General features: G+C 42.6%; 6 protein-coding genes. All 6 read left to right on the plus strand.

Features of this window, described 5'->3' with window-relative positions; all coding sequences use genetic code 11:
* Positions 1–665: 665 nt before the first annotated feature.
* A complete protein-coding gene (locus ACWVCM_RS00145) occupies positions 666–2,021 on the plus strand; it encodes a M48 family metalloprotease (RefSeq protein ID WP_455199663.1) in 1,356 nt (451 codons plus the stop codon).
* A 238-nt stretch (positions 2,022–2,259) separates the two neighbouring features.
* Positions 2,260–2,634: a sulfur oxidation c-type cytochrome SoxX gene (soxX, locus tag ACWVCM_RS00150; protein WP_455199664.1), complete on the plus strand. Its 375-nt coding sequence runs from the start codon at positions 2,260–2,262 to the stop codon at positions 2,632–2,634.
* Between the two features lie 42 nt (positions 2,635–2,676).
* Positions 2,677–3,141: a thiosulfate oxidation carrier protein SoxY gene (gene soxY, locus ACWVCM_RS00155; RefSeq protein WP_455199665.1), complete on the plus strand. Its 465-nt coding sequence runs from the start codon at positions 2,677–2,679 to the stop codon at positions 3,139–3,141.
* Positions 3,142–3,193: 52 nt separating this feature from the next.
* Positions 3,194–3,511 carry a thiosulfate oxidation carrier complex protein SoxZ gene (soxZ, locus tag ACWVCM_RS00160; protein WP_455199666.1) on the plus strand — a complete coding sequence of 106 codons (318 nt, stop codon included), beginning with the start codon at positions 3,194–3,196 and terminating at the stop codon, positions 3,509–3,511.
* Positions 3,512–3,571: 60 nt separating this feature from the next.
* A complete protein-coding gene (gene soxA, locus ACWVCM_RS00165; RefSeq protein WP_455199667.1) occupies positions 3,572–4,405 on the plus strand; it encodes a sulfur oxidation c-type cytochrome SoxA in 834 nt (277 codons plus the stop codon).
* A 400-nt stretch (positions 4,406–4,805) separates the two neighbouring features.
* On the plus strand, positions 4,806–6,421 hold a 1,616-nt coding region (gene soxB, locus ACWVCM_RS00170; protein WP_455199668.1), incomplete at its 3' end, for a thiosulfohydrolase SoxB.

Below are 6,421 nucleotides of genomic sequence, written 5' to 3' on the forward strand. Positions count from 1 at the left end.
CATAACGTGCTCCTCATTCATTAGATCTAGATTTGTATATAGTTTATTAGTATTCCATATATCTCTAATATTGTATCAAAAATCTTGTAAAAAGGTCACATGAAACCTTATTAGATTTTCTGATGCAGTATATTGAACTAAACAAAAAATTCCTTAACTAAAATCAATAACACCGAAAATATTTATAAGCCAATGATTTATTAATAATATCCTGTATCAGAAATTTGCTAAGACGACGCGTAACGGCGAATTCACAAGAGCAGTGTGACCACCTGAACGGTCGTGACAATTGTGATCATTTAAATCAGCTCATCCCGACTTGTATAAATTTAACCCAAAATGATCTTAAAAAGTCATATCTGGCGCATGGACATTTTATTTTTTCTACTGGTCTAAGCTAGCAGCGTTACTGCGACCATTAAAAACATGCGATATGAACCCTATTTATTTTGAAATGTTCACAGTCTTATTGAGTTTTACATTGCCCACTATGTTGCGCTACGCATAGAATAAACCTATTCAAAAAATTTTCATTTAACATGTCGTACACATTCCTCACATTTGCCGTTCGAACAGGCTTGATACTAATTATCGGGATAATTTTTTGTCCTGTTGCGAGTTCCGCCAATAACCTCCCGGATATAGGTAATAGCGCAGAACTCTTAATGACTCCCGAAGATGAGCGTCGATTAGGCAACGAATTTATGCGCCAGGTGCGTACAGCATTACCTCTTGTAGACGACATTACCAGTAATGAATACATACAGTCTTTAGGAGAAAAATTAGCATCTCAAATTGATACCCGAGGCCAGAAATTCACTTTTTTTATCGTGAATGACGCGACGATTAACGCTTTTGCGGGCCCAGCTGGATACATCGGCGTTCATACCGGTTTGATTCTGGCCGCAAAGAACGAGGGTGAACTCTCTTCAGTAATGGCCCATGAAATTGCACACGTAACTCAACGCCACCTGTTTCGTTCCATTGAATCATCTCAGAACATGTCCATGGCAACTATCGGCGCTATCATTGCTGCGATACTGCTCGGAAGTCAGGCCGGCGGGCAAGTGGGAGAAGCGGTACTGGCCAGCACAATGGCGGGCGCTCAACAACAACAGCTGAGCTATTCTCGTGCCCATGAACAGGAAGCAGACCGTGTAGGAATAGAAATGCTCGCGAGCGCCGGTTACAACCCAAATGACATGGCGAATTTTTTCGAAACACTGGAGAAGCAGAGCCGCTTTAGCGCCCATAATATCCCGGAATTTTTACTGACTCACCCGGTTACTATGTCCCGAATTGCCGATACACGGGGACGTGCAGCAGCCTATAAATATGTGAAGCCACAAAAATCGTCTAAATCAGATCCTACAGCTTTTCAGTTGCTGCAAACCAGGCTAAGTGTACTGACAATCGATAACAAGCAACAAAAAGAGTTAATTCGAGAGTTTGAGAAGACATTAAAGAAAAAGGAACATGTAAATCAGCTTAAATTATATGAAATGGCGCTTCGTTATCAGCAAGAGGACGATTATAAACAATCAAGAAAACTTTTAACTGTGCTCCTAAAGAAGGATCCACAACGGCTAGCATACATTCTTGCCGCGGCTGAGAATGAAATCAACGCAAAAAACTACAGTGCAGCCATAGACTTACTTCGCAATCCACAGCTTAACAATCCTGACAACCTGGCCATTACGACACTTCATGCTAAAGCCTCAATGCTTAACAATGACGTTCAAACCGCTATTCAGCTATTAGAAAATCAAATTCGCTCTGGTAGATATGATGCTAAGACGTTCAAATTGCTGGCCAATGCATCGCAAAAAGCCGGTCGAACCAGTGAAGCATATGAAGCGCTAGGTAATTATTATCTCTCCCTTGGAGAATTTAATACAGCCATAAAACATTTTGAAGAGGCATTACAAAAAACAAGCAACGACAGTTTTCGTGAACTAAGATTAAAAGCCAAAATCAAACAACTGAAAGGCGAGTTGGTTAGTAACCGTACAACAGAATAAGGTGCGAGAAACTGTTTTGACAACCTCTATAAATAGATACAAAATAGCGGAGTTTTTTGAGTAATCTACTCTCGTACTGTTAAACATTTCTGTTTATAGCTTTTCAAACCAAATATTTAACAGGCTAAGAATAGCCGAGAATAAATTTGCCAAGGGTTGAATAAAAGGCGTCGATAAAAAGAAGTCATCATCCTACTCTTGCGATAAATATAAAATGGGAACTGATAAGGAGGAAGCAATGCGGCAGTCCGCTAAAATAATACTATCTACCGCTAGTGTAGTAGCACTTGTTCTAGGTAGCTTTTCATTTACACCTAAGACCGTAAACGCAGCAGAGAAATCTGCAGCTGATCAAGGCAAGGAAATTGCTTTCCATCGCAAAAAAGGTAATTGCCTCGCCTGCCATAAAATAGCGGGTGGCTCGCTTCCCGGTAACATCGGTCCGGAGTTGGTAAATATGAAAGCAAGATATCCAGACAAATCCAAACTACGGGCACAAATCTGGGACGCAACTACAGTTAATCCCAACACAATTATGCCTCCATTTGGTAAGCACAAGATGCTAAGTGAGGAGGAGATCGATAAAGTAGTGGAATTTATCTACTCATTGTAAGTTTAGTTATACGTTTAATTTGAGGAACACAGGAGCATACACATGAAACGCAGAACGTTTTTACAAGGTACAATCGCGAGCAGCATGGTCGGTGCTGCCGTCAGTGCCGGTCTGTTAACACCACGCATGGTGCTTGCAGCTTGGCCTGAAACAGCGTTTAAAGCAAAATCTGTTGATGATGCATTAAACGCTTTGGTTGGTGGCGTAAACCATAGCCCCAGCGGCGATATTAAAATCAAGGCACCTGATATTGCTGAGAATGGCGCCGTTGTGCCAATTACAGTTTCTACTTCACTCGCTAAAGTGGAATCAATTTCCGTCTTGGTAGAAAAAAATCCTTCTCCACTCGCCGCTGATTTTAAATTAGCCGCCAACGCAGAGGGTTTTGTTTCAACACGCGTAAAAATGGGTAAAACATCCGACTTGATTGCAATCGTTAAGTCAGGTGGAAAACTTTTCAGCGCTAAAAAGACTGTAAAAGTAACCATCGGCGGATGTGGCGGTTAATTAAAACCACATTTATTTAAGATTAAAAGTAACGATAGCAGAGGATACAATAATGGCTAAAAAGAGCATTAGAATCCGCGCCAAAATGAAAGGCGATGTGACTGAAGTTAAAGCCCTGATGAGTCACTCAATGGAAACAGGCTTACGTAAAGACAAGAAAACTGGCAAGAAAATTCCAGCACACTTCATCCAGGAAGTGAATTGCGACCACAATGGCAAAAACGTAATGGTTGCAAACTGGAGCGTTGCTGTATCTAAAAATCCCTATTTATCATTCAAATTCAAAGGTGCTGCCAAAGGCGATAGCGTCAAAATCAGCTGGAAAGATAATATGGGCAAATCAGATACTGCTGAAGCCAAAATTAAATAACAACATTTCGGGTTTCCCCGGGCAATACAAGCCAACTCGGACGGAGGAGGAAATATAATAATGAAGAGACTTCTAGTGATCGCGGCAACGGCTGTAATTACAGCTGTGCCGCTAATTTCAAGCGCAAGTCCTGAAGATGATCTGAAGGCTTTCCGTGGTTACTTCATGGAAAGATTTCCAAATGTTCCACTTGAAGAATTCGCCAATGGCGTATACGCCATTGATCCGGCTTCTCGTGAACAATGGGAAGCGATTGAAGAATTCCCGCCTTATGAAATTGCAATTGAAGAAGGTGAAGAAATTTTCAATACGCCTTTCAAAAATGGAAAAACTTTCGCAAGCTGCTTCAGAAACGGCGGCATTGGAATCAAGAGTGACTATCCTTACTTTGATACCAAATCTGGCAAAGTTAAGACGATTGAACTGGAAATTAATGAATGCCTGGAAAAGAACGGCGAAAAACCTATGAAGTATAAAAAAGGTAAAATCGCTTCTGTTTCAGCATATATGGCGTACACTACTCGCGGCCAAATCACTGAGATCAAAATTCCTCACGATCAACGCGCATTGGATGCCTACGAAAAAGGTAAGGTGTTCTATTATGCACGCCGTGGCCAGTTAAACATGGCGTGTGCACATTGCCACGTAGACAATGCTGGTAACAAGATTCGTGCGGATATTTTGAGCCCAGCACTGGGTCACCTGTCTCACTTCCCCGTTTATCGTTCCAAGTGGGGTGGTTTAGGTACGGTACATCGTCGCTTTGGCGGTTGTAACAAACAGGTACGTGCTAAGCCTTTCAAAGCACAAAGTGAACAGTATCGTAATCTGGAGTACTTCCTTACCTATATGGGTAACGGTATTCCCTGGAACGGTCCTGGCGCTCGTAAGTAATCGTCGCATTACGACACTAAAAAAGCCGGCTAGTTAAGTTAGCCGGCTTTTTCATATCTAACTTCATGTATTTAGATTTGATTTCGAAAATATTGATATACAATTGCTGATTTTTTCCCTTAATACCACGGATAGCAACAGATATTTTCGAACAATTTCTAGGCAGTTATCACCCTATTAATAACATGCAGTTACTATGGCGACCAAAATCTAGTATTATTTGCCGCGGTATTTTAGACAATTGCCAGATTTTAATAGATCGAGCACACAAAATACCTGGTCATGACGGAAGCCAGATATGCATCAAATACCTGTTAGATGATTAGTGGCACAAGTTAAAACAACAACTGTACTTCATCGTAAGTACTCACCAACTGAACGTTAGTATCGGAGGTATCGAATGAATATCTCTCGTCGAGAGTTTCTTCAAATGCTGGCAGCCGCCAGCTTGGCAGGATGTGCAAGCAATGGATCACAAAAATCCTCTAGCGTTGCCAAAGTCATGGACAATTTATATGACATACCACCGAGTGGTAACGTGTCACTTATGCACTTCACAGACTGCCATGCACAGCTTTTACCGGTCTGGTTCCGTGAACCCAGCATCAACCTGGGCGTTGGCGTCATGAATGGTCGCCCTCCCCACCTGGTCGGTGAACACCATCTCAAATACTTCGGTGTAGAACCAGGCTCCCGTGAAGCAAACGCATTCACCTACCTGGATTTCGTCGAAGCGTCACAACAATACGGCAAGATTGGTGGTTTTGCTCATATGGCCACTTTGGTTAAGAAAATCCGCAGCCAAAGACCTGGCTCATTACTGCTTGACGGTGGTGACACCTGGCAAGGTTCAGCTACGTCACTGTGGACCAACGCACAGGACATGGTAGACGCCTGTAAATTATTAGGCGTGGACGTCATGACCGGTCACTGGGAATTCACTTTTGGCGCAGATCGCGTTAAAGAAATTATTAATAACGACCTGAAAGGCCACATTGATTTTGTCGCGCAAAACGTTATCGACAACGAATGGGAAGAAGCTGTATTCAAACCCTACACCATTAAAGACATTAATGGGGTTCCAGTCGCCATCATCGGGCAAGCATTCCCCTATACACCGATCGCCAATCCACGTTTCATGGTTCCAGACTGGAGTTTCGGTATTCGTGAAGACACCATGCAAAAATACGTCAATGAAGTTCGCCAGAAAGGCGCCCAAGTTGTAGCAGTGTTGTCACACAATGGCATGGATGTCGATATCAAGATGGCCAGCCGAATACGTGGCATAGACGTTGTGTTTGGTGGACACACGCATGATGCAGTACCTAAACCTTTTGAAGTTAAAGACCCGGATGGCAACCGTTGCTTAGTGATTAACTCCGGTTCAAATACTAAATTCCTGTCAGTTCTGGATTTTGATGTTCAAAACGGGAAAATCAAGGATTACAAATTTAACTTGTTGCCCGTTTTCGCAGAGGCCCTGAAAGCCGATCCGGAAATGGAGGCTTACATTAAAAAAGTCCGCGCCCCGTTTGAGTCTGATTTAAATCAAAAACTGGCCGTAGCAGACGACCTGCTTTATCGTCGTGGTAACTTTAATGGTACATTCGATCAATTAATCCTTGACGCAATGCTGGAGGTTCAGGACGCTCAAATCGGATTTTCTCCAGGTTTTCGCTGGGGTGTTAGCGTGCTACCGGGAGAAGCTATTACCCTGGAACATGTGATGACACAAACTGCCATTACTTACCCTACTTCTACCTTGAACAACATATCGGGTAAAGATATTAAACTAGTCCTGGAAGACGTGGCGGATAATCTGTTTAACACTGACCCATACTACCAGCAAGGTGGTGATATGGTACGCGTCGGTGGTTTGAAATATACCATTGATCCAACTAAAAAGATCGGCAAGCGTATAACGGACATGGAGCTTGATGGCAAACCACTTGATCCGAATAAAAAATATCGTGTTGCTGGATGGGCCAGTGTATCTCACCCACGTGAAGGCGTGCC

Source organism: Kaarinaea lacus (assembly GCF_975902315.1).